The 26,355-nt window shown below is 49.7% G+C and carries 27 protein-coding genes; 1 reads left to right on the top strand and 26 read right to left on the bottom strand.

Annotated elements, in window-relative coordinates; all coding sequences use genetic code 11:
- Nucleotides 1–4: 4 nt before the first annotated feature.
- From ACLBLI_RS05705 to ACLBLI_RS05595, 23 genes are all read right to left on the bottom strand, one after another.
- The gene (locus ACLBLI_RS05705) at nucleotides 5–985 is read right to left on the bottom strand and encodes a homocysteine S-methyltransferase family protein (protein WP_414830916.1); all 981 of its coding nucleotides are present in this window, start codon (nucleotides 983–985) and stop codon (nucleotides 5–7) included.
- A 72-nt stretch (nucleotides 986–1,057) separates the two neighbouring features.
- The gene (gene metA, locus ACLBLI_RS05700) at nucleotides 1,058–1,996 is read right to left on the bottom strand and encodes a homoserine O-succinyltransferase MetA (protein ID WP_414830167.1); all 939 of its coding nucleotides are present in this window, start codon (nucleotides 1,994–1,996) and stop codon (nucleotides 1,058–1,060) included.
- Nucleotides 1,997–2,189: 193 nt separating this feature from the next.
- The gene (locus tag ACLBLI_RS05695; protein ID WP_414830166.1) at nucleotides 2,190–2,606 is read right to left on the bottom strand and encodes a DUF2802 domain-containing protein; all 417 of its coding nucleotides are present in this window, start codon (nucleotides 2,604–2,606) and stop codon (nucleotides 2,190–2,192) included.
- A 301-nt stretch (nucleotides 2,607–2,907) separates the two neighbouring features.
- The gene (locus ACLBLI_RS05690) at nucleotides 2,908–3,399 is read right to left on the bottom strand and encodes a chemotaxis protein CheW (RefSeq protein WP_218310795.1); all 492 of its coding nucleotides are present in this window, start codon (nucleotides 3,397–3,399) and stop codon (nucleotides 2,908–2,910) included.
- 17 nt (nucleotides 3,400–3,416) lie between these two features.
- Nucleotides 3,417–4,154: a chemotaxis protein CheW gene (locus tag ACLBLI_RS05685; RefSeq protein WP_414830165.1), complete on the bottom strand. Its 738-nt coding sequence runs from the start codon at nucleotides 4,152–4,154 to the stop codon at nucleotides 3,417–3,419.
- A gap of 5 nt (nucleotides 4,155–4,159) precedes the next feature.
- The gene (locus ACLBLI_RS05680; protein ID WP_414830164.1) at nucleotides 4,160–4,927 is read right to left on the bottom strand and encodes a ParA family protein; all 768 of its coding nucleotides are present in this window, start codon (nucleotides 4,925–4,927) and stop codon (nucleotides 4,160–4,162) included.
- A gap of 35 nt (nucleotides 4,928–4,962) precedes the next feature.
- On the bottom strand, nucleotides 4,963–6,087 hold the full coding sequence (locus ACLBLI_RS05675; protein WP_414830163.1) for a protein-glutamate methylesterase/protein-glutamine glutaminase: 1,125 nt from the start codon (nucleotides 6,085–6,087) through the stop codon (nucleotides 4,963–4,965).
- Between the two features lie 28 nt (nucleotides 6,088–6,115).
- Entirely contained in the window at nucleotides 6,116–8,398 is a 2,283-nt protein-coding gene (locus ACLBLI_RS05670; RefSeq protein ID WP_414830162.1) for a chemotaxis protein CheA, read from the bottom strand.
- A gap of 12 nt (nucleotides 8,399–8,410) precedes the next feature.
- Entirely contained in the window at nucleotides 8,411–9,163 is a 753-nt protein-coding gene (locus ACLBLI_RS05665; protein WP_414830161.1) for a protein phosphatase CheZ, read from the bottom strand.
- 34 nt (nucleotides 9,164–9,197) lie between these two features.
- Nucleotides 9,198–9,581: a chemotaxis response regulator CheY gene (cheY, locus tag ACLBLI_RS05660; RefSeq protein ID WP_218310801.1), complete on the bottom strand. Its 384-nt coding sequence runs from the start codon at nucleotides 9,579–9,581 to the stop codon at nucleotides 9,198–9,200.
- A 36-nt stretch (nucleotides 9,582–9,617) separates the two neighbouring features.
- Entirely contained in the window at nucleotides 9,618–10,349 is a 732-nt protein-coding gene (locus ACLBLI_RS05655; protein ID WP_414830160.1) for an RNA polymerase sigma factor FliA, read from the bottom strand.
- On the bottom strand, nucleotides 10,346–11,212 hold the full coding sequence (locus tag ACLBLI_RS05650) for a MinD/ParA family ATP-binding protein (RefSeq protein ID WP_414830159.1): 867 nt from the start codon (nucleotides 11,210–11,212) through the stop codon (nucleotides 10,346–10,348). The genes ACLBLI_RS05655 and ACLBLI_RS05650 overlap by 4 nt, the downstream gene beginning before the upstream one ends.
- Complete coding sequence (gene flhF, locus ACLBLI_RS05645; protein WP_414830158.1) at nucleotides 11,209–12,657, bottom strand: flagellar biosynthesis protein FlhF; 1,449 nt, start codon at nucleotides 12,655–12,657, stop codon at nucleotides 11,209–11,211. The genes ACLBLI_RS05650 and flhF overlap by 4 nt, the downstream gene beginning before the upstream one ends.
- 29 nt (nucleotides 12,658–12,686) lie before the next feature.
- The gene (gene flhA / locus ACLBLI_RS05640) at nucleotides 12,687–14,786 is read right to left on the bottom strand and encodes a flagellar biosynthesis protein FlhA (protein WP_414830157.1); all 2,100 of its coding nucleotides are present in this window, start codon (nucleotides 14,784–14,786) and stop codon (nucleotides 12,687–12,689) included.
- A gap of 158 nt (nucleotides 14,787–14,944) precedes the next feature.
- Nucleotides 14,945–16,069 carry a flagellar biosynthesis protein FlhB gene (gene flhB / locus ACLBLI_RS05635; protein ID WP_414830156.1) on the bottom strand — a complete coding sequence of 375 codons (1,125 nt, stop codon included), beginning with the start codon at nucleotides 16,067–16,069 and terminating at the stop codon, nucleotides 14,945–14,947.
- Nucleotides 16,070–16,080: 11 nt separating this feature from the next.
- A complete protein-coding gene (fliR, locus tag ACLBLI_RS05630; protein ID WP_414830155.1) occupies nucleotides 16,081–16,863 on the bottom strand; it encodes a flagellar biosynthetic protein FliR in 783 nt (260 codons plus the stop codon).
- 2 nt (nucleotides 16,864–16,865) lie between these two features.
- Nucleotides 16,866–17,135, bottom strand: coding sequence for a flagellar biosynthesis protein FliQ (fliQ, locus tag ACLBLI_RS05625; protein WP_218310808.1), 270 nt, complete (start codon nucleotides 17,133–17,135; stop codon nucleotides 16,866–16,868).
- Nucleotides 17,136–17,144: 9 nt separating this feature from the next.
- A complete protein-coding gene (gene fliP / locus ACLBLI_RS05620; protein WP_414830154.1) occupies nucleotides 17,145–17,912 on the bottom strand; it encodes a flagellar type III secretion system pore protein FliP in 768 nt (255 codons plus the stop codon).
- On the bottom strand, nucleotides 17,902–18,318 hold the full coding sequence (fliO, locus tag ACLBLI_RS05615; RefSeq protein ID WP_414830915.1) for a flagellar biosynthetic protein FliO: 417 nt from the start codon (nucleotides 18,316–18,318) through the stop codon (nucleotides 17,902–17,904). The genes fliP and fliO overlap by 11 nt, the downstream gene beginning before the upstream one ends.
- A gap of 28 nt (nucleotides 18,319–18,346) precedes the next feature.
- Complete coding sequence (fliN, locus tag ACLBLI_RS05610; protein WP_414830153.1) at nucleotides 18,347–18,763, bottom strand: flagellar motor switch protein FliN; 417 nt, start codon at nucleotides 18,761–18,763, stop codon at nucleotides 18,347–18,349.
- 26 nt (nucleotides 18,764–18,789) lie between these two features.
- Nucleotides 18,790–19,848, bottom strand: coding sequence for a flagellar motor switch protein FliM (gene fliM / locus ACLBLI_RS05605; protein ID WP_414830152.1), 1,059 nt, complete (start codon nucleotides 19,846–19,848; stop codon nucleotides 18,790–18,792).
- Between the two features lie 12 nt (nucleotides 19,849–19,860).
- Complete coding sequence (gene fliL, locus ACLBLI_RS05600; protein ID WP_414830151.1) at nucleotides 19,861–20,385, bottom strand: flagellar basal body-associated protein FliL; 525 nt, start codon at nucleotides 20,383–20,385, stop codon at nucleotides 19,861–19,863.
- An 84-nt stretch (nucleotides 20,386–20,469) separates the two neighbouring features.
- Nucleotides 20,470–22,524: a flagellar hook-length control protein FliK gene (locus ACLBLI_RS05595; RefSeq protein ID WP_414830150.1), complete on the bottom strand. Its 2,055-nt coding sequence runs from the start codon at nucleotides 22,522–22,524 to the stop codon at nucleotides 20,470–20,472.
- A 614-nt stretch (nucleotides 22,525–23,138) separates the two neighbouring features.
- Between ACLBLI_RS05595 and ACLBLI_RS05590 the strand changes: the two genes are divergently transcribed.
- Nucleotides 23,139–23,768 (top strand): TVP38/TMEM64 family protein, encoded by a 630-nt coding sequence (locus tag ACLBLI_RS05590; RefSeq protein WP_414830149.1) that lies wholly within the window; start codon nucleotides 23,139–23,141, stop codon nucleotides 23,766–23,768.
- Between the two features lie 27 nt (nucleotides 23,769–23,795).
- Here the strand turns inward: ACLBLI_RS05590 and fliJ are convergent, their stop codons facing one another.
- From fliJ to fliH, 3 genes are read right to left on the bottom strand one after another with little or no spacing between them, the layout of a single operon-like run.
- Nucleotides 23,796–24,239, bottom strand: a complete 444-nt coding sequence (fliJ, locus tag ACLBLI_RS05585) for a flagellar export protein FliJ (protein ID WP_414830148.1) — start codon at nucleotides 24,237–24,239, stop codon at nucleotides 23,796–23,798.
- 4 nt (nucleotides 24,240–24,243) lie between these two features.
- Nucleotides 24,244–25,578, bottom strand: a complete 1,335-nt coding sequence (gene fliI / locus ACLBLI_RS05580) for a flagellar protein export ATPase FliI (protein WP_414830147.1) — start codon at nucleotides 25,576–25,578, stop codon at nucleotides 24,244–24,246.
- Nucleotides 25,571–26,353: a flagellar assembly protein FliH gene (fliH, locus tag ACLBLI_RS05575; protein ID WP_414830146.1), complete on the bottom strand. Its 783-nt coding sequence runs from the start codon at nucleotides 26,351–26,353 to the stop codon at nucleotides 25,571–25,573. The genes fliI and fliH overlap by 8 nt, the downstream gene beginning before the upstream one ends.
- Nucleotides 26,354–26,355 lie beyond the last annotated feature (2 nt).

The following is a 26,355-nucleotide window of genomic DNA, read 5'->3' as shown; positions in this document are numbered from 1 at the left end:
TCTCTTAGTGAACAAACGGTTCCAGGCCGGATAAGCGCATCTTTGGCGCAAGTTCCGGTAATGCACGGGGAGAAACTCCCTCAACCGCACTGGCGATGCAGCGGATATGTTCAGGGGTACTGCCGCAACAGCCACCAACAATATTCACCAGTCCGGAACGGGCCCACTCGCCGATATGTTCGGCCATTTCCGGCCCTTCCATGTCGTATTCACCAAACTCATTAGGGAGTCCGGCATTCGGATGTGCTGATACCAGACATTCTGCCACGCCCGCCACTTCATCGACATACTGACGCAATAAATCCGGACCCAGTGCACAGTTTAGTCCAAAAGAAAATGGCGTAACGTGACGCATGGAATAATAAAACGCTTCTGCTGTCTGACCTGATAAGGTGCGCCCAGACGCGTCGGTAATTGTCCCCGACACCATCACTGGCAACCGCTTGCCCAGTTCATCAAACACTGTCTCCACCGCAAACACCGCCGCCTTCGCATTCAGCGTATCAAAGATGGTTTCCAGCATGATCAAATCGCTGCCGCCTTCAATTAACGCATGGCAAGACGATGAATAGGCCTCAACCAACTCATCAAAAGACACATTGCGTTTTCCCGGATCGTTCACATCGGGTGAAATCGATGCAGTGCGGTTAGTGGGCCCTAACACACCGGCTACAAAACGTGGCTTATCAGGCGTACTGAATTTTTCCGCTGCCTGCTTCGCCAGCCTGGCCGCCTCACGGTTTATGTCATCAGATAACGACTGCATGTCGTAATCGGCCATGGCGATGGTTGTCGCGTTGAAGGTATTAGTTTCAATAATGTCAGCGCCGGCTTCCAGGTACTCGCAATGAATGTTGTAAATTAGCTCAGGCTGGGAAAGTACCAGTAAGTCGTTATTACCTTTCACATCGCAGTGCCAGTCTTTGAAACGTTCACCGCGATAATCTTCCTCTTCCAGCTTGTGCTTTTGGATCATCGTTCCCATCGCACCGTCTAAAATAAGAATGCGTTTCTGGGCTGCCTGAAATAAAGGGTGTTGAGAATCTGTTACCACGCATTACCTCGTTGGCTGTGCTTTTGCCGCCAGTTGCTCTAAATCGTAAGGGGTTGTCTGATACACATAATAGTTCAGCCAGTTGGTAAACAGCAGGCTACCATGTGAACGCCACCTGACAAGGGGCGATTGGGCTGGATCATCATCCGGATAATAATTCAGTGGCACTGCAGGAGACTGACCCGCTTCGGTGTCGCGCACAAACTCGTCGTGAAGGGTTTCCGGATCGTACTCAGGGTGACCAGTGACAAACACCATACGCTTGTCTTCTGACGCTACAACATATGCTCCTACGGTATCAGATTGTGCCACTACGTTTAAGCCCTCAACGCTGTTGTATTGATCCACATCGATGTGCCCATAACGTGAATGCGGTGCATAAAACAGCGGATCAAAACCACGAAGAAGCTCGTTATTAGGATCCAGCACCTTATGTTCGTACACGCCTGAAAATTTCTCATCTCGCAGCCGACGCTGAATCCCATAGAAATGGTACATGGCCGCGTGAGCAGCCCAGCAAAGATATAGGGTGGATTGCACATGCCGCTGTGCCCACTCCAGAATGGTGGTCATGGTGTCCCAGTACTTCACGTTCTCATAATCCAGATGTGCCAGTGGCGCACCGGTAATGATCAACCCGTCATACTTTTTGCCTGCCACCTGTGAAAAGTCATGGTAGAACGCATCCATATGCGACTGCGGCGTATTTTTCGGAGCCTGATTATCAATACGAATCAGGTCAACATTAATTTGCAGTGGGGTGTTAGACAGCAACCGAAGTATCTGCACCTCGGTTTCAATCTTGTTTGGCATCAGGTTGAGGATCCCCACCTCCAGCGGACGAATGTCCTGATTTGCCGCGCGGTCGCTGTCCATGGTGAAGATATTTTCACCAAGTAAAACGTCCTGGGCGGGTAACTGGTCGGGAATACGTATTGGCATGACACGGTCCGGTGGTGGATAAACATGCCCTTATTGTGGCCAAAGCGCGACAATTGTCAACATCTTTACGTCTAGACGTCTAAATGTTTTTTTATATGCCAGTTCTGTCCGAGCCTGGATGACTAACAATAAAGCCGGGGGAGTCACATCGACAATACCGCAACACGTCCATTACCAGTGCAGGTGCGCTCCCCTACCCTTTATGCATGCTGACGAGAAGTTCAGCCTCCGCGGGGGGAATATCGCAGGCTTGCATGATTTCGTCGATGGATGCGCCACTTTTAGCCATTTCCGCAGCGCGCTGATAGAGCCGCATCGCGGGATCCTGCTGTTTCACTTCCCGCATCTGGTTTTCCAGTTGCGTTTGTTTTTCCTCTATAGCTTTAAGGTGTTTGGTTACCACCACCGTCCGGGTTTGATCCTCATTTTGCTGATGTGCGATGCGCCTGACTTCGTCGGCGAGCGCCACAGCAGCCTTTTCAGCGTTATCAGCTCGCTCGGCCAACACGCGTTGCTGGCGCCGCATAATAAGAAGGACAACGACTAACACAACCAGTGGCACCAGAAAAAGAGCCACCATGATCAGGTTGTCAGCAGTAGGTGCAAGCATACAGTGGTAATCCGCCTTTGCTGAATCGTAAAATTAAGCTATTCATGATAATAGCCTATTAAACCTGAAAAAGGCTTAACAACCAACAACAAAGCGAAAAGTGATGCGGGTTATCCTGGTGTAACGCGGCGACCTGCGCGACGGAGTAATACCAATGCCGGTGGCATGACAACCTTTCTGGCTGTGTCACAGTGAGATGCTGTTATTGCTCTTGCCATCGTAACTCATAGCTCATCAAAAAACGGGCCGAAGACATAAAAAAAGCAGGCGACAGCCTGCTTTTCGAGATTTCCTGCGAGCATTATAAACTTGTGATTTCGTCCCACTCTTCATCGCTGAGTAGTTTATTCAGATCCACCAGAATCAGGAGCTCGCCGTCGCGGTTACTCACGCCCTGAATAAACTTGGCACTTTCTTCGGTGCCAACGTTTGGCGCGCTGTCGATTTCTGAAGATTTCAGGTATACCACCTCAGCGACACTGTCGACGAGGATCCCCACGACCTGCTCGTCAGATTCGATAATAACAATACGGGTATTGTCAGTAATATCGGAAGGAGGTAAACCGAAACGGGCCCGGGTATCAATGACAGTAACCACGTTACCACGCAAGTTGATGATACCCAGTACATAGTCAGGTGCCCCCGGAACCGGTGCAATCTCTGTATGTCTCAGGACTTCCTGTACCTGCATGACATTAATGCCATAGGTTTCATCGCCCAGTCTGTAGGTTACCCACTGCAACACTTCATCATTACTATCAGCGGCATTGTTATTTGTTCTTTCGTCATTCATGAACCTGGCTCCTTTCGCTAAGGCGTCTGGTCGTTACTGCCTAAGCCATTGTTAAGCATTGATATTAACTGATATACATCAATTAACGCACACATTCTTTCTTTCACCATTCCGGCCAACCAGGGCCGTTTACCCTGAGCGGCCCGCCACTTCACCTCACTCTTGGTAAGGGTCACGGTGTTAACCAGCTTGTCACTGGACAGGCCCCATTCGCTATCACCCAACATGATAAGATATTGATAGTTTAGCGTCTCTGCCATTTTTTGATCGTATTTTTCTGGCATTACCCACATCGCGGTATCGACGACATTCAGCTTTTCGTCGCGGTGAAGCATGACACCCTTGAACCATTTCGGCTTGCCGAAAAGCGGACCAATCTTTTCCAGTCGATGGATCCCACCCAGCGTGGTGAGCGGTACCGCCATGGTCAACCCTGCCACTTCAAAAAACAGTGCCTGAAAACGCTCCTCGAGCTGCTCTTGTAAGGGTACTGAGGAAACCGGAGCCGGCTCGATATGCTCTGGGATTTCCACTGTTTCTTCTTCAACCGGTATATCGGGTACAGGCTGCGCTACCGGCGGTTGAGCCTCTTCCACTACATCTACAGTATTGTCCTGGGTAACGGGCAGCGACGCCTGTTCCAGTAATTTGGCAGTACGAGCAGTAACTTCAGCAGGGTCTTCCGGCGCCTTAAGCAGGCCGTCCAGATAGGCTTCCATTACATCTTCACGCGCGAACGGCGTACTTTTACTCATCTTGCTTACTTTCGCTCCAACACTTTTAATAGCTTAGCATAGGCGTAGACGCCACGGGTTTTCGGAAACACAACAGATGCAGGGGCCTGCGCCTGGCTGGCATCGCGAAAATGTGTATCCACCGGTATCATACCCTGCCAGACCTTATCGCCGTAATCAGACATAAGTCGACTTTGTGCCTGAATTGCCGCATTGATTCGCCTATCAAACATAGTGGGTACGATCAGTGTATCAAACGTTTTGTTAAGAGAACGTCCCATAATTTCAAGGGTATGAATCATTCGGTCCAGTCCTTTTAACGCCAGAAATTCCGTTTGCGTCGGCACGACCACCTTATGGCAGGCTGCCAGCGCATTTACCATCAGCACTCCCAGTACAGGTGGACAATCGATCAGCACGTAATCGAATTCCTGTTCGACAGCGGCCAGCGCCTTTTTTAGTACCAGCCCCATACCCTGTTGACTTCCCATAGACCTGTCTAACGTGGCCAACGCCATGGTTGCTGGCAAAATAAACAAACTATCCAGCTTCGATGGGCACAAACAATCTAATACTGTATCGGCAGTAACAGGGCCGTTATTAATAAAAATATCGTATACGGAGCTGGAAAGTTCTTCAGAATCAATACCAAAGTAATAGCTTAACGAGGCATGTGGGTCAGTATCGATTAGTAGTACGCGCTTATTTTGCTGCGCAAGTATGCCGCCGAGCGTTACGGTGGTAGTGGTTTTACCTACCCCGCCTTTCTGATTGGCAATAGTCCAGATCTTCACTGTGTGATCCTACGGCAAACTAACAGCATCGCTCGTTACCCCATCTCGGTGAGGATACACTGACCCATATCGTCGATACTGATGCTTTTTTCAGAGATATTTGCTGCAGTCACAGCCTGTGGCATACCATATACTACACAAGACTCCTGATCCTGCGCCCAGATGGTCGCGCCGCTATCTTTCAGCATTCGGCAGCCTTCTCTCCCATCGGCCCCCATGCCAGTAAGTATGACACCCAGCACATCACCACCAAACGCTTTAACCAGTGTACCAAATGTGATGTCCACGCTGGGCTTATAACTTATTTTGTCAGATAGCACTTTATCCGAAATCACGACCTTATGCTGTGAGCCCTGCGTTTCAATCAGCATTTGCATGCCACCGGGTGCCAGATAAGCATGACCCGGCTTCAACACATCGCCATTTTCAGCTTCTTTCACAGCAATTTTGCAATGATTATCCAGGCGCTCAGCAAAAGCATGCGTAAAGGTGCCTGGCATATGCTGTACCAGTACCACGGGATAAGGGAAATTTGCGGGTAACGCACTCAGCACTTTCTGAAGTGCAACAGGCCCCCCTGTAGATGCGCCGATAGCCAAGCATTGGTAATGCTTTCCTGAGCGCTTAACAGATGCCATCGTCGGCTGCGAAACGGCATCACTGCGGCCGGTAAGTACACTGGATGAACGAAAGAATCGCGGCTTGGGTGCATTGGAAGGCATCGCTCGACCCTGTGACAGGCTGGGTCGTCGGATCCCAATACCCCGGCGCGCAATCAGGCGCACTTTGGTTCTCAACAAGCTGGCGGCTTCTTTGCGATCCTGAGCAATGTCTTCGAACTTTTTCGGTAAGAAATCCAGTGCCCCCGCTTCCAGCGCATCCAGTGTTGCCTGGGCACCGTGGTGGGTGAGTGACGAAAACATCAGAATGGGTAGCGGACGCTTTTCCATTATCGCTTTCACAGCAGAAATGCCGTCCATAACCGGCATCTCTACATCCATTGTTACCACATCAGGAGAGAGGGTTGCGATCTTGTCCAGGGCATCCTGTCCATTACGTGCTTCACCTACCACTTCTAACTCACGATCTTCATTCAGAATTTCGCGCACACGTCGACGATAAAACGTAGAATCGTCGACTACCAGGACTTTAAAGACCATGGATTGAGATTTCCTTAATTCGTCTTGCCTACTTCAGCGCCTTACGCGCGTACCGCTTCAATAAACTGGGGATGTCGAGGATCAAGGCGATACCACCATCAGAAGTAATTGTGGCACCTGCCATACCGGGTGTACCCTGAAGTAGCGCATCCAGAGGCTTGATTACCACTTCTTCCTGTCCGATTAGCGCATCAACCACAAAGCCAACTTGTTGCGTGCCAATTTGCACAACAACCACGTGACCTCTTTCACGATCAATACGTTTTGGAGCGCCGCGAATCAGCCAGTCTCCAAGGAAAAACAGCGGGATCGCCTTGGAGCGGACTATCATCGTTAACTGACCATCTACGGTATTCGTCTTCTTGATGTCCATATTGATGATTTCGCTGACCGCGCCCAGCGGTAATGCAAAGGTCTGTTTGCCCACCACGATCATCAGTGTAGGCAGAATGGCCAGTGTCAGTGGGACTTTAATATCGAGCCGGGTTCCTTTACCAAGCTGAGAGTCGATACTGACGGTGCCATTTAACTGATTAATTTTAGTTTTCACCACGTCCATGCCTACACCACGCCCGGAAATATCACTGATTTCCGTTTTGGTGGAGAAGCCTGGCGCAAATATCAGATTAAATGCTTCAACATCTGACATTCGAGCGGCCGCATCGGAATCGAGCACGCCGCGGCTAATCGCTATTTGCTTAAGCTTTTCAGGATCCATTCCTTTACCATCGTCTTCGATGGTCAGCAGAATATGATCCCCTTCCTGTGATGCAGACAGGGTAACGGTTCCCATACGGGGTTTACCGGCAGACTGGCGCTCATCAGGCATTTCAATACCATGATCAACCGAATTTCGAACCAGGTGAACCAACGGATCGGCAAGCGCTTCAACGAGGTTCTTATCCAGGTCGGTCTCTTCACCGTGAAGCTCAAGGGTAATTTCTTTTTTCAGGCTACGCGCAAGGTCACGTACCACGCGAGGAAAGCGGCCAAACACTTTCTTAATTGGCTGCATGCGGGTTTTCATTACCGCACCCTGCAGGTCGCCCGTTACCACGTCCAGGTTCGCTATCGCTTTGGACATACTCTCATCAGCGATGTTGATGCCAAGGCTCAGCAAGCGGTTTCTTACCAATACCAGCTCACCCACCATGTTCATGATCTGATCAAGTCGTTTGGTATCGACGCGAACTGTCGTTTCAGCAGCAGGCTGGGCAGGTGTGGCTTTCTTATCTTCTTTTTTCGGTGCAGCTTTGGCGGCTGGGGCGGCCGGTTCAGCCTTTTTCTCAGGCGCAGAAGTTGCTGGCTGACTGGCCTTCGCTTTCTTTATTGCGTCTGTAGCATCTTTATCCACTTTGACAGGTGGCTTCTCTGCCGCTTTTGACGGCCCGGCAGCTGTCGTTTCCGCTTTCCCCTTTGAAGGTCCCTGACCACTGCCATGCAACTGATCGAGTAAGGCTTCAAATTCATCGTCAGTGATTTCGTCGTCACCACCTGAAGTCGCCGACGTTTTTTCTACTGGTGCAGGTGCTGGTTTACTGGCAGGAGCGGTATCTGCGACGAACTGGCCTTTACCATGTAACTCATCAAGCAGCGCTTCGAATTCATCATCGGTGATATCTTCAGAATCAGATGCTGCGGCCTTTTCAGGCGCTACGCCCATCGATTCCGATTTTTGCGCCGCCGTCTCAGGCTTTGCTGAACGGCCAGGTGCACCGCTTCCGTGGAGTTCATCCAGAAGCGCTTCAAACTCGTCCTCGGTAATGTCTTCAATTCCGCCATCACCGGTTTTTTCATGTACTGCTTTGACTTCAGGTGCTTCAGGCACTTCCTCAACTGAAAATTCTTGCTCTTCGGAATCGGGAGCCGTGGTTTGCACTCCTACCGCCGTCGCGTCGCCAAAAATGTTTTCATCAGGCGTTTCGGGCGTACTGAGTTTGTGAAGAATGTCGACCAATCCAGCATCTGCAGGCTCAAGCGGCTCACGCGCTTTAACCTTTTCAAACATTTCTACGACCACATCCGTGGCCTGAAGAATGGTATCCATCAACTCAGGTGTGAGTGTGCGTTGACCATTGCGCATCACGTCAAAGACGTTTTCGGCACCATGGCAGATTTCTACCAATTCTGTCAGTGAAAGGAATCCGGCTCCACCTTTAACAGTATGGTAGCCTCGGAAGATGGCGTTTAATAAATCAGCATCTTCTGGATTGTTTTCCAGATCAACGAGTTGTTCTTGTAATTGTTCCAGGATCTCGCCAGCTTCAACCAGAAAGTCCTGTAGTATATCCTCGTCCACATCAAACGACATGCGCCCGCTCCCCTAAAAACCTAAGCTCGACAGAAGGTCGTCCACATCATCCTGGCCCTGCACGACATCGTCGCGCTTGTCTGCATCGATAATTGGCCCTTCTGCACCAATCTTATCGGTCTCTTTTCGAGATTGTTTAGCAGTAACCGGCGTTGTTGTCTCAGCGTCACCAAACATTGTGAGCATATTGACCAGACTATCTTCTACTTCTTTGACCAGCTCGATTACGCGCCGAATTACCTGACCCGTTAGATCCTGGTAACCCTGTGCCATCAACACTTCTGTCAACAGTCCCGTTAGTTTAGTCGATTCTGAGGATGCGTCTTCTAGCAATTTGTCTAAATCACCACAAAGTGTTTTAAACTCGCCAATTTCGATTTCCCGACTCATCAGTTTTTTCCAGTCAGGCATAATCTTATCGATTCGCTCTGAAAGGGTTTCTGCTATCGGCATACTGGCTTCAACCGCATCCATTGTAGTATTAGCCGCTTTTTCGGTTTCTTCAATGACATACGTCAGACGAGTTTGCGCGTCAGGAATATCCTCATTAGCCAGACCTGCGATTCGCTCGTCCAGCTGAAAGTTATTTAGCGCGTCATGAAGTTGACGTGTGAGTTTCCCGACTTCTGCGAAGAGTTCAACAGACTCTTTCATTGAGACAGCTTCGAGTATGGCGTTTGCAGAGTCGTTATCGCCCGACTCCAGATACGCAACTAACTGTTTAGCCTCTTCGAGCGTGATGGGGACATTAGCATTCGTTGACATCCAGTGACCTCATAGTTCTGGGGAAGCGTCTGGATCAACCTAAACGTTCGAAGATTTTATCAAGCTTCTCTTTAAGCGTTGCTGCAGTAAACGGTTTCACAACATAGCCATTCACGCCAGCTTGCGCCGCAGCAACAATCTGCTCTTTCTTAGCTTCAGCGGTTACCATCAGTACTGGCAGGTGCTTAAGCTTATCGTCAGCACGAATAGCTCTAAGCAGGTCAATCCCCTGCATACCGGGCATGTTCCAGTCTGTAACGACAAAGTCAAAATCGCCTTGTTGTAACATGGGCAATGCGGTGTTTCCATCGTCCGCTTCCTGGATATTGGAGAACCCCAAATCTTTAAGCAGGTTTTTTATGATACGTCTCATGGTGGAAAAATCATCGACCACGAGAATTTTCATATTCTTGTCCAAAATGGCCTCCAGTGAGGGTTTAATCGTTATTAATAATTATGACTCATCAGCCTGCCACGACTTCATTCGTGATTTGAGTTTTAACATGGCCTGGCTGTGTATCTGGCTGACTCTCGATTCACTGACTTCAAGCACCTCACCAATCTCACGCAGGTTTAGCTCTTCATCATAGTATAAAGACAGCACAATCGCTTCCCGTTCAGGTAATGTAGTAATAGCATGAGCAAGTGCTTTTTGAAAAGCGCCTTGCATCAAATCTTCTAGCGGAGAATCATTACCGCGGTTTTGTTCGGTGGTTATGACATCTTCGGAAACACCAAGATCTTCAATACCAAGTATTTTCCCGGCACTGACTTCATTGAGCATTTGGTGGTAATCCTGCAAGCTGACATTCAGCTTTGCGGCAACATCCACATCTCTGGCGTCACGGCCTGTCTCGCTTTCAACCAACGAAATCGCTTCCGTTATCGCACGACCATTTTTGTGCACTGAGCGCGGCGTCCAGTCCCCTTTACGGATTTCATCAAGCATAGCGCCGCGAATACGAATACCCGCGAAGGTCTCGAAGCTTGCGCCTTTTGAGCCGTCAAAGTTCCTTGCTGCTTCCAACAATCCAATCATGCCAGACTGTATTAAATCATCCACCAGCACACTGGCAGGTAAACGTGCCATCAGATGATGCGCAATGCGTTTTACCAGCGGAGCATGCCTTTCGACGAGTTGTGACTTGTCTGTTTGTTGTTGGTAAGCAGCAGCTTTGCTATTCAACGTTGACTTCCCGCGACTTTATGTGAAACCAATTGTTCAATGAAAAATTCGAGATGGCCGCCTGGTTGATTTGGAATAGGCCAGGATATCGCCTTTTTCGCCAGCTGAGAAATTGCCATGGCAGCAGGAGAACCAGGGTACGCATCGACAATAGCCGTTTGCTTTCTTACTGCCCGGCGGATGTTCTCATCAAATGGCACCGTAGCGACCAATTCCAGAGCGACATCAAGAAAACGCCCCGTTACTTTCGACAGCTTGCTAAATAGCTCCTGCCCTTCCCTGACATCACGAACCATATTGGCGACAATTTTAAACCGGAACACGCCGTGTTCACGGTTCAGAATTTTAATCAGTGCATAAGCATCCGTCAGCGAGGTGGGTTCATCGCAAACCACCACCATAATATCCTGTGAGGCTTTCGAGAAGCTCAGCACCATATCGGAAATACCCGCGGCGGTATCGACAATAAGCACATCTATTTGGGAACGTAGTTCACTGAACGCACGGATGAGTCCGGCATGTTCTGTCGGAGTGAGTTCAGTCATAGATTGCGTACCGGAGGTAGCGGGCGCAATTTTAATACCGTGGGGGCCGGTTACCAACACTTCGTCTAGCGTACATTCACCAGAGAGCACGTGGGAAAGGTTTTTTTCTACCCGCAGTCCCAGCATCACGTCGACGTTCGCCAGACCGAGGTCGGCGTCCAGTACCATGACACGCTTACCCTGTTTCGCCATAGAAATGGCGGTATTCAGCGTGATGTTGGTTTTTCCTACACCGCCTTTACCTCCGGTAACGGCGATGACTTTGATTAATCGTGACTGATTCATCTTTCGTAAGCTACTCGCTTGATCTTCGATCATACTGCTCGTGCTGCATTTACTTCATTGTTGCCACTAGTATGATTCAATCCGTACTTTTTATAAAGCTTTGCCGCAGCAGATACCAGAGATTTCGCTTCTGCGACTTTAATATCTTCAGGAACCTGCTGCCCATCAGTAACATAGCTCACTGGCAGTTGGTATTCCACTGCCGCACTAATCACCTCACCTAAACTGTAGCACTCATCCAGCTTAGTAAAAATGCATCCGTCCAGTTTCACTGGAGAATAGGCCTCAATGATACGCTGTAACGCAGGATATTGCGTATTGGCCTGCGCAACTAAGTATTTACGCACCGGTTGCATCTGGCCATTATCAAACTGACTTAACTGTTTGATTAGACGGCTATCGCGCTGACTGAAACCGGCGGTATCAATCAGGATCAGGCGCTTATGACGCAGTTGGAACAGACCATCGGCCAGTTCTTCGCTGCTTTGTGCTTTTCGCACGGTGCAGCCGATAATTTTTCCATACGTTGCCAGTTGCTCAAATGCCGCAATACGGTAGGTATCGATAGTTATCATCGCCACCTGATCGGCACCGTATTTTTGTGCATAACGCGCAGCAAGTTTAGCCACGGTAGTGGTTTTCCCCGTACCGGTTGGCCCTACCAATGCCACCACACCAGACTGTTTAAGAATATCGTTACCGCTTACGTTGATGCGATTTGCCAGCAAGTTAAGAGAATACAGCCAGGCGTCACGCTCGTTACTCTCTGCCGGGGTATAGTGAATGAGTTGCTGCGCCAGTGATGAACTTATACCCATTTCCTGTAAACGCTGTGAGAGATAATGATGTACCGGGCGCTGACGGCGCTGTTTGTTTTCCATCAAATCCGCAACCTGAAACTGCAACACATTACGTAGTGATGCTAGTTCTTCTTTAATACTTTCCAGTTCGCTGTTTGACTGCATCACAGGAGGCTTTTCAACAGCAGATGCATCGTGAGTGACATCAGCAAATAAGTTAGCGAAATCCGAACCGCTGTCCTTCTGCATCTTCTCAAATGAAGGACGTGTATCGGCATAAGCAGACTGGCGGGTTGTGCCCGTCGCTTCAGGTTGCGCCTGTGATGATTCCTGTGCCTGTGGAGCCTGGCGTGAGGGAGATTCTGCAGCCAGTTTTTCTGCCCGAGCTTGTTGCTGCTTTTCCAGCAGTGCACGTAACGAGTCAGGACCATCATCACCAATAATCTCACTCAGACTGGGCGTGCCGTTGCTTTTCGCTTGTGCGGGCTTGGCTGTCGCCATACCTTGCTTTTTCCCAAACGACAATTTTGCATCGGGTTCCTTGTCATACGCCGCGACCAGTTCGATGCCATCCGCCACTTTACGGTTAGACATTATCACTGCATCGCTACCCAGCTCGGCTTTCACCTGGCTTAACGCCTCACGCATATCTTTGCCAAAAAAACGTCTGATTTTCATTGCAACCTCGTTACTCGCCGGGTGTCAGATTATTGACCCACAGAGCTGACAATTTTTATTTGTTTGTCGTCCGGTACTTCCTGATAAGACAGAACATGTAATCCGGCGACTGAATATTTTAAGAAACGTGACAACACAGGGCGTAACATACCGGATGTCAGCAATACTGCGGGTTCGCCCGCCAGTTCCTGCTGCTGACTGGCCTGCTGCAGCGACTGCTGTAGCTTATCTGCCAGTCCCGGTTCAATGCCTGCGCCATCTTCTCCGCCTGCCTGAAGCGACTGGTGCAACATCTGTTCCAGTTCTGGTGCCAAAGTAATGACAGGGATTTCTTTACTACCCGCAGTAATTTCCTGAACAATTAAACGCTTCAGCGAAATACGCACCGCTGACACCAATACATCTGGATCCTGACTCTTCGGCCCGTACTCACTTAGGGTTTGAACAATCGTGCGCATATCGCGGATAGGAACCCCTTCAAACAGCAGCGTTTGCAGTACTTTCACCACGGTACTTAACTGCAGAATATCCGGTACCAGGCCTTCCACCAGCTTCGGATTGCTCTTCGCCAGCATATCCAGCAATTGCTGAACCTCTTCGTGTCCAAGCAACTGGTAAGCATTGTTGGTAAGCAGCTGACTTAAGTGAGTAGCAACTACGGTGGCGGCATCTACCACGGTATATCCCAGCGTTTGCGCATGCTCGCGTTTATTTGGTTTGATCCATACGGCATCCAGTCCAAAGGCCGGATCTTTTGTTGCCCTACCTTCCAGCTTGCCAAATACTTGCCCTGGGTTAATCGCCAATTCTTCGTCATGGCTGATTTGCGCATCACCGATAGTGACCCCCAACATAGCAATGGTATAGGCGTTAGGATCTAGGTCGAGATTATCGCGAATGTGTACCGGCGGGATAAGAAAGCCCAGCTCCTGAGAAAGCTTTTTACGTACCCCTTTAATGCGGGTTAACAGCTCGCCGCCCTGAGATTTATCTACCAGCGGAATCAGGCGATAGCCCACTTCCAGACCGATAGTGTCAACCTGCTGCACATCATCCCAACCGAGCTCTTTCACTTCCGGCGTTGCACCTTCCTGCTTTTCCAGGCTGGTAGAGGGTGCCGGTGCTTCTGCTGCTCGCTTGGCCTGTACACCCTGCCAGTACGCATAACCTGCCGCTATCGCCGCAAAACTCAAAAACGCAAGGTGAGGCATACCTGGAATAATCCCCATCACAAACAACACGCCGGCAGCAATGTACAGCGCCTGTTGATTGCCCAACTGGGATTGAATCTCTTTCCCCATCTCCTGGTCTTCGTTTTCACGCGTCACGATAATGGCGGTGGCAACCGAAAGCAGCAGCGACGGAATTTGCGCAACCAGACCATCACCAATCGTAAGTATGGTGTATACCTCAATAGCGTTGCCAAAACTGAGATCGTGCTGGATCATACCGATGAACAGACCGCCCACGATATTGATCAGCATAATGAAAAGGCCAGCAACCGCGTCTCCTTTCACAAATTTCGACGCACCGTCCATCGAGCCGTAAAAATCCGCCTCAGCGGTAATCTCTTCGCGTCGCTGACGCGCCTGGTCCTGATCGATATAGCCAGCATTCAGGTCGGCATCAATCGCCATTTGCTTACCCGGCATGGCATCAAGGGTAAAGCGAGCACCAACTTCTGAAATCCGGCCGGCACCTGCGGTGACCACTTTAAAATTGATGATCAAAAGGATTGCAAAGACCACGACACCGACAGCATAGTTGCCACCGATAACCACTTCACCAAAGGCTTCAATGACCTTACCGGCAGCATCGCCCCCCTCGTGCCCGTAGAGCAGTACGACCCGCGTAGAGGCGACGTTCAGCGCCAGCCGCAGAACGGTCGCAATAAGTAAAACAAGGGGAAAAATACCGAAATCAACCGGGCGCTGTGTGAATACCGCTACCAGAATAATCACCAGCGATAACGCGATATTGAAGCTAAAGAGCACGTCAAGAAGAAAAGGCGGCATGGGCAAGATAACCATGCCCATAATAGCCAGCAACACTATCGGCGCACCGAGCCCGCTGGTAACGTTTTGCAATTGGTTTTTGTCAAACCGCCGCAGGTAACCTGATAACACCATCGCGTTTCATCTCACTATCAGAATTTTGACACTTACTGCCTGTCTGAACGTGATATTACAACTACCGTGCCAGCTTGATTTCAGGTTGCAGAATATTCCAGTTAGTTTTTAATTTTCATAGCCTTAGGCTTGATGATTCGCGCACGATAGCAGACATGTTAGCGCCTGTATTCCGGCGGTATCGGAAGGTCACGTTTAAGCGGGCGCGGACGCTTGCCTTTACCTGAACGGTAGGCTTTTAACTGATAAACATACGCCAGTATCTGCGCAACAGCCATAAACAGCTTTTGCGGCACTTCCTCATCGATTTCAGTGGAGTAATAAATGGCCCTGGCCAACATCGGCGAAGGGATCAGCGGTACATCATTGGCGGTAGCAATTTTTCTGATATGCATGGCAAGTTCATCCACGCCTTTGGCCACGACAACCGGTGCACGGTTGCCGTTATCATCGTATTTAATTGCCACCGAGAAATGGGTGGGGTTGGTAACAACCACGTCAGCATGCGGGACTTCCTGCATCATTCGCTGAGCAGCCGCCTGATATTGCAAGCGACGGATACGCCCTTTGACCTGAGGATCCCCTTCGGCATTTTTGCGCTCATCCTTGACCTCCTGCTTGGTCATTTTCATTTCTTCTTTGTGCTTATAAATCTGGTATGGCACGTCGATCGCCACAATTGGCAGCATGCCCAGCACCAGGATAAAGAACGCCCACTCCAGCATGTCCAGCGCGTGAAATATATTTCCTGGATACAATTCCATATCCAGATGCAGTGCTTCATCACGAAAAATAAACAAGGCGATTAGGGCCATTGCCGCAATAACAAAAAACTTGGCAATCGATTTAATCAGCTCTACCAGGCCGTTCGTTCCGAACATGCGCTTAATGCCAGACAATGGATTCATTTTACTGGCTTTAGGTTTTGCTGACTCCCAGGTGAAGTTATACCCACCAAGGGCAATGGAACCGTAAATCCCTGCGATCATGGAGACTGTCATATAACTTAACACCGGAAAACTGATATTCGATATGGCTTCCCCCCATGCAGAAAACATATGGGTCACATCATAGGTTTCGTCCCGTGACAGAATAAACGAACGACGTGTAACCACATATACGGCTTTGGCAATGTAGCCACCGACCACTAGGAACATCAGCGCACTGACAATCAGCACCAACGCAGTAGATAACTCGCGAGATCGCGCTAACTGCCCTTTTTTTCGGGCATCATCGAGTTTTTTCCCCGTGGGGTCTTCTGTTTTTTCGTGAGTGTCAGCCATCCGTCACTCTCCTAAGGCGGGCAAATGCGAAGGAGTTCGCAAATAAACTGCTGCGCCCGTGCCCATTGCTGCTCAAAGTGGCTGGTGAAGTTGCCCATGGTTATCCAGATAATAATCAGCCCCATGACCTGAGCAATAGGGAAACCAATACTGAAAATATTTAACTGTGGTGAGGCTTTGGTCATAACTCCGAATGCCAGATTAACAATCAGCAGCGATACAATTGGCGCTAATGATAATGTCAGTGCTGAGACAAACATCCAGCCGCCCCAGTGAGCAATTGAGCGTAATTGGTCACCACTAAACCACTCCGCGCCAATAGGAAAAGCCTCAAAGCTCATCACTATCATCTGGATCATCGACAAATGCCCGTCCATTGCCCAGAACAGAAGCGTAGCCAGAATCAGATAAAACTGCCCTACTGCGGGCACGTTAATGCCGTTTACCGGGTCAACGATAGAAGCAAACCCCAGACCGGTCTGCATCGCTACCACCTGTCCGGCCAACACGAAGGAATTTAACACCATCATCGATACAAACCCAATCGCGATACCAATAAGAAGCTGCTGAATGCCCAGTACAAAGGTGCCCAGATTCACCATATCGGTGACCGGAGACGGCGGCACCACCGGCATGATGACCAACGTCAACATGATTGCCAGTAACGCGCGCACTGGGGTCGGAATCGATTTCGCACTTAATCCAATCATGGCGGCAAACAAGCCGCTGATGCGCATAAAGGGCAACAGCATATCCGCTAAAAACTGATTGATAGTGCTTAACTCGTATTCCATGATTAGCCAACAACCTGAGGAATCAACTCAACCATGTGATAGAAGTAATCCATTAACTGCTGCACCAGCCAGTTGCCGCCCCAGCTTAATGCCAGCAGGGTAACCACCAGACGCGGCAGGAAGCTCATGGTTTGCTCGTTAATGGAAGTGGCAGCCTGAAACACCGCAACAATTAAGCCCACGATTAAGCTGGGAACAATCACTGCAGACACCAGCAGAATAACCATAAACATGGCTTCGCGCAGTATTTCAACAAAAACCTCAGGTGACATACCGCTCTCCTACACGCCCATGCCGAAACTGGTGGCCAGTGTGCCGAATATCAGGTTCCAGCCATCCACCAGCACGAACAGCATGAGCTTGAACGGCAATGACACAATCATAGGCGATAGCATCATCATACCCATGGCCATCAGGATTGAGGCCACAACCAGATCGATGATCAGAAACGGTATGAACAACATAAAACCGATTTGAAAGGCGGTTTTCAGCTCACTGGTCACAAATGATGGGATAAGGATCGTCAACGGAACGTCAGCGGGATCCTGGTATTTATCTTCTTCACCGGCAATACGCACAAAGGTTTCTAAATCTTTCACCCGGGTTTGCGAAAGCATAAAGGCGCGCATCGGCCCCTTGGCTTCTTCCAGCGCATCCTTGGAAGACATTTCTTCTGCCAGATACGGCTGCAGTGCTCTTTCGTTAATTTCATCGAAAACGGGCTTCATAATGAACATCGATAAGAACAGGCTGACACCAATAAGGATTTGGTTTGACGGCGACTGCTGAAGGCCTATCGCCTGACGAAGAATTGACAGCACCACGATAATTCGGGTGAAAGACGTCATCATCATAATAAACGCCGGGATCAGACTTAGCGCTGTCATGATAAACAGCGCCTGCAGCGTCATGGTGTAGTCTTGTGTCCCGTCCGGGTTGGTGCTTACCGTAACCGCAGAAATGCCCTGCTGAGCCAGCACAGGTTCACTGCTTAACACAAACAGCGCCAGTACAACGCCTGCGAAGCGAAGGAAACGACTACTTGTCATGTGCCGTCTCCTTAATCGCAGGGTTCAGTTTGCCCGCCATGGCTGCTACCAGCTTTTGCTTAAACTGTTCGCCCTGGCCGCTTACCGATGGTTTGGCTACCTCAAGTTTTTTTTCCAGCTTACTCAAGTGATTGATATTGTTTGCAGTCACGCCGATCAGGTGCTGCTCATCACCCACCTGAATAACCATCACCTTCTCTTTTGCCCCGGCCATCATGCTGGACACCACTTTCATCTGACCATTTCCGGCATGAGTGACATTAAATCGACGCATGATGTACGCAAGCGCAAAAATAATCCCGCACACCAATAAAAGTGATAGGAAAATTGACACTACGGAAGCTGGATTGGTGATAGATTGCGTGCTTTGCGCACTGACCTGAGCGGAGAAAGCAAGAGGAAGCAACATGCAACCTCCTGCTTTTAAAAGAGTTTTACCTAAGCTTTTTAATTCTTTCGATTTGACTAATAACATCGGTTAACCGAATCCCGAATTTATCGTTGACCACTACTACTTCTCCATGAGCAATCAACGTGCCATTAACCAAAACATCTAATGGCTCACCCGCGACCCGGTCCAGTTCAACAACAGAACCCTGGTTTAACTGTAATAAATTTCGAATGCTTATCTGACTACGCCCTACTTCCATCGAAATCGTCACCGGAATATCTAAAATAGTATCCAGTTTCTTCTTTTCTTCATTGCTGATGGGCGCATCGTCAGTGAGTTCGTCGAGTTCGGCAACTTTAACGTCTTCGCCGTCTTCGCCGGCGTTCTCACCGCCTTCTTCAGATTCGGCCTGTTCTGCCATGGCAGCGGCCCAATCGTCCATACCGTCTTCTTCACTCATAGGAATGCCTCATTTTCCAAACAACCTTACAGGTCTTCTTCGAGTACTTGCAGTTCCGCATCATTATCAATAATGCGACCACCGCGTGTTAATAACTGTAGCTCAGATTTCACCGACGTTGGACGAGGGATCTTCTCTGTAATCTTCAGTGCCAGATTGTCTCTGGAACGTCCCAGCTTGGCGCGAAACGTCGGTAATTCTTCTATCAACACCGTGATGTATTCCGGCATATCAATGGGAATAATGTCACCGGGCTTAAATTCCATGACATCTTTTAAGGGCACGTCCACATCCAGCATATGCGTGGTAAGTGCCACTTTGACATCCATGATCTCATCGCGAAGCGCTTTGCTCCAGCGTAAGTCCGTATCTTCTTTGTCACTTTGTACACCGGCATCAAGCAGTTCTCGGATTGGCTCAAGCATCGAATAGGGTAGCGATACGTGAAAATCGCCGCCACCACCGTCTAACTCAATGTGAAACGAACTGATCACCACCACCTCAGTGGGGCTGACAATGTTTGCCATCGCCGGGTTAACTTCAGAGTCGAGGTATTCAAAAGACACATCCATCACCGGCGCCCAGGCTTCTTTATAATCCTCAAAAATGATTTTCAGAAGCATCTGAATAATACGCCGTTCGGTGGGCGTGAATTCCCGGCCTTCAATTTTGGCGTGATAACGCCCATCACCACCAAAGAAGTTATCAACCAGAATGAATACGAGCCTCGCTTCCATGGTGATTAGTCCAGTGCCCTTGAGCGGACGGAAACGCACCATGTTAAGGCTGGTCGGTACAAACAGGGTGTGTATGTACTCGCCAAACTTAATCATCTGGATGCCGTTAATCGACACTTCAGCAGAGCGACGCATCATGTTGAACAAGCTTACCCGCATATGCCGGGCGAATCGCTCATTCACAATTTCCAGCGTCGGCATACGTCCACGTACAATTCTGTCCTGTGAAGAGAAATCATATTCCAACGCAGAAGCGTCGGAGGGCGAATCGCCGGCCTCTTCTTCTTCTACATCATCGACGCCATGCAGTAGCGCGTCGATTTCGTCCTGGGATAGTAAATCACTCACAGTCTTTTCCTGTTATTGCATGACAAAGCCGGTGAACAACACACGTTCAACGACATTTTTGCCGGTAATCTCGTTCATCGCGCGCTGCACTTCTTCAACGGCACGGTCTCTCAATTCAATTTTGCCCGCTTCGGTCACCAGGTCATCGGCATTTGCGGTACTGAATATCTGTAGCAACGTACCTTCAATCAGCGGAATATGTGACTTGGCTGTTTCTTCGTTATCGGAACCACGCACCAATAACTGTACTTTTATCTGCACTAACCGGTCGCGGCCACTACCGGGCACGTTAAACACGAAAGGCCGTGGCATGGCGACATATAACGCCGTTCCTACCTGTGCATTCGACACCGGCGCCTGCTGGGGTATAGAACCATCAGAGGCAGTCAGCTGCTCAGCAGCAGGGGTATCGTCACCGGAAAACAAAAAGAAGTATACTGCGCCGCCACCGACAACCACGACTACAGCAATAATGATGAGCATCATCATTTTGCCTTTCTTTCCGCCTTCTTCAATTTGTAACTCTTCTTCAGCCATAGCTAATCCCTAAAAATGCATTGGGCGTATTATCGGACTTCAGCTGTAAATGGCAATGCTGCTAAAGTCAAAGTCGATAAGTTTTTATGCATAGTAGTCAATTCCGCCCAGAGATTCACGGGTTACCGGCTGTTCAATTATCTGCGTGTCATCTTCTCCAGCGCTTTGGGAACCGCCTCCGGCAAACTGGCCATCACCATTTTCGCCGGTTTCGCCCTGTCCGCTGGATTGCTGCTGCACAAACGATTCTCCCAGCTCAATGCCCTGCTCGGCAAGCATGTCACGTAATCGCGGCGTAGCATCTGCTAGCGCATCCCGGGCTTGCTGAGACTGCACTACAAAATTCACGCTGGCTGTATCACCCGACATGTTCACCCTGACCTGCATACTACCGAGTTCGGGAGGATCGAGGCGGATTTCAGCCATCATATTGCGGGCACTCATCATCCAGCGAATTTTCTCATTCAGTTGCTGGAGTCCTTCGGCTTTCGTGATATTTACTGGTTTGTCCATACTATCAGCCTGATGCTGTGCCTTCGTCGCTTCAGTGCGTACCTGCGTATTTTCCTGAATCACAGTATCAGCTGATGCCATTTGAGCAGTTGCACTTTGATGGGCGGCTGACTGTGCGGTACTTAGCAATTGATGCAGTTGTGAAACCTGCTGTTCAGCCTGCGTCATCATTTGACTGGTTACCGGAATGTTGGCTTCTTTTATGGCATCCGCAATGATGGCCTTTAAATCTATGCCTGGCTCATGCCCCTGAGAAAGTTGCGACTGCAACTCCTGCACGCCGACAATCACGGCTTGCTTTACCGTCTGTTGTTGCTGATCACTGGCTGTGGGTGGAAGCAGAGCGACAACCTTATCAGCCAGCGACTGCGTAACTTTACTCTGGCTGCCATCGGACAATTGCATCATATCGCTGATTAGCTGACGCATGGCTATAGCCTCTTCACCCGCCATTTCGGCACTACCCGTTCCAGCGCCAGCTTGCATCAGATTGTCGGATGTAACGCTGGTAGTATCCGCTTTACCTCCGGCCGTCGCCAACATCTCTGTTTGTATCAGATCCAGCAATAATTCAGCATCTGCTTGATGACCACTGGGCTCGGCTTCACCTTTAAGGCTGGCAATCAAATCATTGATAGTAAAACCAAGATTGTTTTCCGTTGTGTTTGCCTTGGCCGCAACTGATTGCCCTTGCTGAGTTGCCTTTAAGGCTCCTGTCAGCTGCGCGGCAAGCGCCTGAATTTGTTCATTCATGTTTGACTCTGTCGAGTCGCCAGTTGCTTGCTGCTGACTTTGCTTCGCTAACAGCTCTGAAAGCTTTTCGATAATTGGCATAATAGGCAGAATTTCCTGCTTGCCATCATCAGGCTTTGGCTCGCCGGACTCATTCACAGATTTCACTAACACTTCTGAGAACACGGCAATATTTGCCTTCAACGTCTCTTCATCTGGTGCGTCCGGGATAATTCCCGCTGCGTGGTCTTCGGACTGTCCGGCACGCCCTTCTTCAAGCACGTCGTTGTCTGATACCGGTGATGGGATCACCGGAAGAATTTCGCCATTATCGCCAGGTTTGCCCTTTTTAAACGACTCATCAACAATGTCTCCTTTCGCCTGCCTGACTGCATCGACGTAAGCCAGCCAGTCCACTTCTCCCTCCTGTGAGGCCAGCCATTCATCCCAGGTCATTTTGACCTCTTTAGGATCCATACTGACCAGGTTGCCATCATCAGGAATATCTGTTTCAGGGTCGACAGGCATCGTGGATTTTACCCCGTCATCTGCATTTCCGATGCCTGCGGCTTTAGGCTCGTTAACACGATCGGACGATGATGTGTCTCTACTGCGGGTTGCATTATCCTCATGAGGAACACCAGTATTTTCCCTTTCGTGGGTGGCCGATTTGCTCGTTCCGGGCGCAGTCGAGGATGCGTTTACCGTCTCTGACTTTTGACTGGTTTGATAAGACGTTGTCTCGGACGCCGTGCGTTTCTGGCTGGATGACTTCGCCTGTTGGAACATCGCGTCAAACGCGGAGCCCTGATCAGCGCCATCGTGAGTGCCTTTACCGGCCTTACCTTTCAGAGCGGCAATTTCTGAACCAGAGGTGGCAACTTGTTGCATCATAATCCGAGTCCTGTAATCCTGTTTTCATGTCAGTTCACGGTTTTCTTGACCTGAACAGGCGTAATGAATCAATACTGAGATGGATTGAGCAAGTATTGTTCCAACTACGGTCACCGCGCTTCACTTTCCCTTTGCTGAGGTTTACGACGCCTCGCACACAATGCGATGCGCCAACGTTGCTTACGTGCATGAAAAGGAATAACGCAGAACAAGTGAATAAGGCAACGCTTGCTGTCTGCAAACCAGAAAGCGCCCTGCACTCCTCTGCCACGTTTACCATGCCGTGGCTAATCTCATGTCGCGCAATACAAAGAGCCCTGTCAGTTCAAGATGCACATGAAATCTCGCCCCACGCTGTATCACCGCCACCTGAAACTCACGCCACACGTTAAGCAAAGCTAAATTAAAAATTAATATTTCTTAAACCTTTTCATTTCATCACCGTAGCTAAACCAATGATTTTCAGAAGAAAGTGTTAACGCGATGTGTGGTAACAACACGTAACCGATAACACCCCGTACGACAGAACGAGAGTAGGAAAAAATGAAAAAGAGGAATGCTTGGTTGGTGAAGTGCATGCTGGCAACCGCGTTTTTAATCACCGTGGTGTTGTTATGGAAGTACGTGATAACACGGCAACAGGTAACGGTGCTATCGACTATGTGCGTTCGTTCGGTGCCTGGGCGGTTGTTGTATTTTTTATTCTCTACGTATTGCTGGTCACGCTTTCTTTCCCCGCCACGATACTCAACGTGACTTCCGGCATACTATTCAGCCTGTGGATAGCGGTTGGCGTCTCAATTGTCGCGGCGTTGACGGGTGCCTGCCTGACTTTTCTGATTGCCAGATTCTGGCTCAAGGATGCGATAGTCAAGCGGCTTGAAAAGCATGAAAACAGTCATAAAATGCTCGAGCTTGCAGAAGATAGTTCCTGGCGACTTATCCTATTGCTTCGGCTGACCCCGTTTATTCCGGCGGTGCTGAAAAACTACGGATTTGGCATTACCAGTGTTAAATTTCGTCAGTATCTCTGGTCCACACTCGTCGGACAATTTCCACTTACCACCCTTTACACTTATCTGGGATGGCTTGGTGGCAATGCGATGCTCAACAGTGATTCTCACCCGCCAACGTATCAATGGGCAATTCTGGGCGGCGGCGTTATTGTCAGCATTATTGTTTCAGTGGTGGCCTACAGACAAACCCATAAAAAGCAGCAATTACACAGCAGCCCCGCAACCTGAGTAGAAAAAACTGCCAATGAAAAGTGGTTATTTGGCGTGAAACCGGCGAAAGAATGCACGGTTGGCGTACTCATCGAGCATATTTTGCTCGCGACGGCTCTCTTTCTTTTCCAGTGCCAGGCGTTTTTTCTCAATCAATAACTCGACAGCTTTACACCGCTGTTGTTGTGCCAGCCATTGCCGTTTGCGCTGGTCTGCTGCCAATGCGGCTTGTGAAACATAGTGTGTTTGTTGTTCGCAGGCTTTGTCCAGTTTTCCGACAAATGACAGATGCTGAGTATACTGTTTTGCGCCGACGCCTGACTGTCCTGTCTGCTGGATATTCTTCAGATAATCGATGCGGTATTGTTCCAGGCTGGATAATTTCTGTCGCTGTTGGTTAACGATGGTCTGCGCCTGCTGAAATAACTGTGCAGCCTGCTGTTCTTTATCCCGCTCAAATTTGGCAACACGCTCCAGTTGATTACTCATCTAGCTACCCTTTTCCCAGACCGGAGGCGAGTGCATTCATGCCCTCAAGGCTTTCATCATAAGGCAGGATCTGCTTCATTCCCTGCTGCAAAAATGCGTTAATTGCCGGTTCAGCACGTATGGCCAAATCGATGCGAGGGTCCGAGCCCTTTGCATATGCGCCAATCGCAATGAGATCCTGGTTTTGCTTGTAGTTGGAATACACCTGGCGAATACGTCGTGCCTGCATCAGATGCTCATCGCTGACCACCGCAGGCATTACGCGACTGATCGACGCTTCTATATCTATCGCCGGGTAATGACCGCTGTCAGCCAGCGCACGAGATAACACAACATGCCCATCTAATATGGCTCTTGCGGTATCTGCGATTGGATCCTGGAGGTCATCGCCTTCTGTCAGCACAGTATAAAACGCGGTAATTGAGCCTTGTCTCTCGCTGCCGTTACCCGCGCGCTCGACCAGCGCGGGAAGCCTGGCGAACACAGAAGGCGGATAGCCTTTCGTTGCTGGCGGCTCTCCCACAGCCAGAGCAATTTCGCGCTGTGCCATCGCATAACGGGTTAACGAGTCAATCAGCAGCAACACGTTCATGCCCTGATCGCGAAAATATTCGGCCACTGTCACGGCAGTCTCACAGCCTTTCAGACGCATTAACGGCGAGGTATCGGCAGGCGCCGCAACAACAACAGCACGCTGACGCTCTTCTTCTGTCAGAATATCGTGAATAAACTCTTTTACCTCACGCCCCCGCTCGCCCACCAGCCCAACCACGACTACATCGGCTTCGCTGCCCCGGGTCATCATGCCTAACAACACACTTTTCCCTACGCCACTGCCCGCAAACAGTCCCATACGTTGACCAATCCCCACCGTATTCAGCGCGTTTATCGCTCGTACGCCAACATCCATTGGCTTTTCGATAGGACGACGGGACAGTGGATTGATTGGCGGGCGCGAAGTCGGCACGCGAGTATCTGCGACAATAGCACCCAGTCCGTCAAGAGGCTGACCGTTACCGTCAATCACTCTACCCAGCAAGCCCATTCCAACTGCCAGCCCGCTTTCGCGATTCAGCGGCAGTACACGGCTTCCCGGCACAATGCCTCGCACCGCTTCAGTAGGCATAAGGTAGGTAATATCATCGCCAAAGCCCACAACTTCAGCTTCAATTTCGCCCTCGATGGTTTGTACCAAACACTGACTGCCAACTGGCATCTGGCATCCCACAGCTTCCAGCGTCAGCCCGATACCACGAACCAGTTTTCCGGCTGCGACTATCGGTGGTACAGGCACCTGCTTTTGCAGATTATCGAGATAGCTGTGCCAGGGGTTACTCACTATCCAGTCCCTGCTCTAACAAGAATTTTTCCAGCACATCGCGACATCGTCTTTCGATAGACACATCCACAGCATTTTGCGAGGTGGTGATATCGCATCCACCTTCCGCCATTCCAGGAGCGCCAATCAGCTGCCAGCCTTTGGCTTTCACCTCTTCCTCACCAAAATGGGCAGTGACGCGTTCTACATCATCAGGATGCATGTGAATCTGGTATGCGGTTTCGTTTATCGGCAGCGCTTTTAAGCCTTCTGACAGCGCCTGAAGGATAACGTCTTCACTGCTTTTGATTTCGGTACGGATCACTGCGCGAGCCAGCGACACTGCCAGCTTTACCAGTTGTTGACGTGTTTCATCATTAGCCTGACTTAAAGGAGCAGTGAGGGCGTCGGCAAGTAAAGAGAAACGTTCAGATTGCTCATTAATTTGCTGCTGTCCTTCTTCCAGACCCTGCGCCTTACCAAGCTCAAGGCCCTCTTCATAACCTGCATTCTTGCCTTCTTCAAAGCCAGCAGCACGCCCTTCCTCATGCCCTTGCGCTTTGCCATCCTGATACCCTTCATCCTGCGCTGCCTGACGGATCGCTTCAATTTCCTCCAGCGTAGGAGGCAATATTTCCTCTTCTTCTTCAGGAGGTTCGTATTTCCAGTCAGAACGACGGTTCAGCGCATTGGTTCGACTCGCCTTTTCCTCGCTGGCTGGATTCTCAACGAAGGGTAAATCCCACGCTTTAGCGTCCTCTTGCTCTTCAATGGAGAACGGCTTTTGTTTGCTCATAA

Origin of the sequence: Alteromonas sp. H39 (genome assembly GCF_047556435.1) — a bacterium.
Classification (GTDB): domain Bacteria; phylum Pseudomonadota; class Gammaproteobacteria; order Enterobacterales; family Alteromonadaceae; genus Alteromonas.
This window is presented reverse-complemented; position numbering and strand designations above follow the sequence as displayed.

Excerpts from the sequence above, each read along its gene's own strand:
- ACLBLI_RS05705 (WP_414830916.1), bottom strand. The coding sequence starts at position 985 with ATGGGAACGATGATCCAAAAGCACAAGCTGGAAGAGGAAGATTATCGC.
- metA (WP_414830167.1), bottom strand. The coding sequence starts at position 1,996 with ATGCCAATACGTATTCCCGACCAGTTACCCGCCCAGGACGTTTTACTT.
- ACLBLI_RS05695 (WP_414830166.1), bottom strand. The coding sequence starts at position 2,606 with ATGCTTGCACCTACTGCTGACAACCTGATCATGGTGGCTCTTTTTCTG.
- ACLBLI_RS05690 (WP_218310795.1), bottom strand. The coding sequence starts at position 3,399 with ATGAATGACGAAAGAACAAATAACAATGCCGCTGATAGTAATGATGAA.
- ACLBLI_RS05685 (WP_414830165.1), bottom strand. The coding sequence starts at position 4,154 with ATGAGTAAAAGTACGCCGTTCGCGCGTGAAGATGTAATGGAAGCCTAT.
- ACLBLI_RS05675 (WP_414830163.1), bottom strand. The coding sequence starts at position 6,087 with ATGGTCTTTAAAGTCCTGGTAGTCGACGATTCTACGTTTTATCGTCGA.
- ACLBLI_RS05670 (WP_414830162.1), bottom strand. The coding sequence starts at position 8,398 with ATGTCGTTTGATGTGGACGAGGATATACTACAGGACTTTCTGGTTGAA.
- ACLBLI_RS05665 (WP_414830161.1), bottom strand. The coding sequence starts at position 9,163 with ATGTCAACGAATGCTAATGTCCCCATCACGCTCGAAGAGGCTAAACAG.
- ACLBLI_RS05650 (WP_414830159.1), bottom strand. The coding sequence starts at position 11,212 with ATGATCGAAGATCAAGCGAGTAGCTTACGAAAGATGAATCAGTCACGA.
- flhF (WP_414830158.1), bottom strand. The coding sequence starts at position 12,657 with ATGAAAATCAGACGTTTTTTTGGCAAAGATATGCGTGAGGCGTTAAGC.
- flhA (WP_414830157.1), bottom strand. The coding sequence starts at position 14,786 with ATGGTGTTATCAGGTTACCTGCGGCGGTTTGACAAAAACCAATTGCAA.
- flhB (WP_414830156.1), bottom strand. The coding sequence starts at position 16,069 with ATGGCTGACACTCACGAAAAAACAGAAGACCCCACGGGGAAAAAACTC.
- fliR (WP_414830155.1), bottom strand. The coding sequence starts at position 16,863 with ATGGAATACGAGTTAAGCACTATCAATCAGTTTTTAGCGGATATGCTG.
- fliQ (WP_218310808.1), bottom strand. The coding sequence starts at position 17,135 with ATGTCACCTGAGGTTTTTGTTGAAATACTGCGCGAAGCCATGTTTATG.
- fliP (WP_414830154.1), bottom strand. The coding sequence starts at position 17,912 with ATGACAAGTAGTCGTTTCCTTCGCTTCGCAGGCGTTGTACTGGCGCTG.
- fliN (WP_414830153.1), bottom strand. The coding sequence starts at position 18,763 with ATGAGTGAAGAAGACGGTATGGACGATTGGGCCGCTGCCATGGCAGAA.
- fliL (WP_414830151.1), bottom strand. The coding sequence starts at position 20,385 with ATGGCTGAAGAAGAGTTACAAATTGAAGAAGGCGGAAAGAAAGGCAAA.
- ACLBLI_RS05595 (WP_414830150.1), bottom strand. The coding sequence starts at position 22,524 with ATGATGCAACAAGTTGCCACCTCTGGTTCAGAAATTGCCGCTCTGAAA.
- ACLBLI_RS05590 (WP_414830149.1), top strand. The coding sequence starts at position 23,139 with ATGGAAGTACGTGATAACACGGCAACAGGTAACGGTGCTATCGACTAT.
- fliJ (WP_414830148.1), bottom strand. The coding sequence starts at position 24,239 with ATGAGTAATCAACTGGAGCGTGTTGCCAAATTTGAGCGGGATAAAGAA.
- fliH (WP_414830146.1), bottom strand. The coding sequence starts at position 26,353 with ATGAGCAAACAAAAGCCGTTCTCCATTGAAGAGCAAGAGGACGCTAAA.